Source organism: Streptomyces gottesmaniae (assembly GCF_031845845.1).
In the GTDB taxonomy this organism is placed as follows: domain Bacteria; phylum Actinomycetota; class Actinomycetes; order Streptomycetales; family Streptomycetaceae; genus Streptomyces; species Streptomyces akebiae.
The window spans coordinates 1-1,414 of the sequence record NZ_JAVRFJ010000092.1 but is presented as its reverse complement, the minus strand read 5'-3'; the positions used below and the strand labels follow the sequence as shown (position 1 = coordinate 1,414).

Sequence of the window (1,414 nt, the reverse complement as noted above, 5' to 3'; positions counted from 1 at the left end):
AACACAGTGGACGCGAGCAACTGAGGACAAGCCCTCGGCCTATTAGTACCAGTCAACTCCACCCGTTACCAGGCTTCCATATCTGGCCTATCAACCCAGTCGTCTACTGGGAGCCTTACCCCATCAAGTGGGTGGGAATACTCATCTCGAAGCAGGCTTCCCGCTTAGATGCTTTCAGCGGTTATCCCTCCCGAACGTAGCCAACCAGCCATGCCCTTGGCAGAACAACTGGCACACCAGAGGTTCGTCCGTCCCGGTCCTCTCGTACTAGGGACAGCCCTTCTCAATATTCCTGCGCGCGCAGCGGATAGGGACCGAACTGTCTCACGACGTTCTAAACCCAGCTCGCGTACCGCTTTAATGGGCGAACAGCCCAACCCTTGGGACCGACTCCAGCCCCAGGATGCGACGAGCCGACATCGAGGTGCCAAACCATCCCGTCGATATGGACTCTTGGGGAAGATCAGCCTGTTATCCCCGGGGTACCTTTTATCCGTTGAGCGACGGCGCTTCCACAAGCCACCGCCGGATCACTAGTCCCGACTTTCGTCCCTGCTCGACCCGTCGGTCTCACAGTCAAGCTCCCTTGTGCACTTACACTCACCACCTGATTGCCAACCAGGCTGAGGGAACCTTTGGGCGCCTCCGTTACCCTTTGGGAGGCAACCGCCCCAGTTAAACTACCCATCAGACACTGTCCCCGATCCGGATCACGGACCCGGGTTAGACATCCAGCACGACCAGACTGGTATTTCAACGACGACTCCACCCGAACTGGCGTCCGAGCTTCACAGTCTCCCAGCTATCCTACACAAGCCGAACCGAACACCAATATCAAACTGTAGTAAAGGTCCCGGGGTCTTTCCGTCCTGCTGCGCGAAACGAGCATCTTTACTCGTAGTGCAATTTCACCGGGCCTATGGTTGAGACAGTCGAGAAGTCGTTACGCCATTCGTGCAGGTCGGAACTTACCCGACAAGGAATTTCGCTACCTTAGGATGGTTATAGTTACCACCGCCGTTTACTGGCGCTTAAGTTCTCAGCTTCGCCACCCCGAAGAGTGACTAACCGGTCCCCTTAACGTTCCAGCACCGGGCAGGCGTCAGTCCGTATACATCGCCTTACGGCTTCGCACGGACCTGTGTTTTTAGTAAACAGTCGCTTCTCGCTGGTCTCTGCGGCCACCCCCAGCTCACCGAGTAAATCGGATCACCAGTGATGGCCCCCCTTCTCCCGAAGTTACGGGGGCATTTTGCCGAGTTCCTTAACCATAGTTCACCCGAACGCCTCGGTATTCTCTACCTGACCACCTGAGTCGGTTTAGGGTACGGGCCGCCATGAAACTCGCTAGAGGCTTTTCTCGACAGCATAGGATCATCCACTTCACCACAATCGGCTCGGCATCAGGTCTCAG

1 rRNA gene is annotated in these 1,414 nt (G+C 56.4%); it reads right to left on the bottom strand.

Going from position 1 to position 1,414, the window contains the following annotated elements:
- Positions 1 to 22: 22 nt before the first annotated feature.
- Positions 23 to 1,414: ribosomal RNA gene (locus RM704_RS44505) — 23S ribosomal RNA — on the bottom strand; the annotation flags it as partial.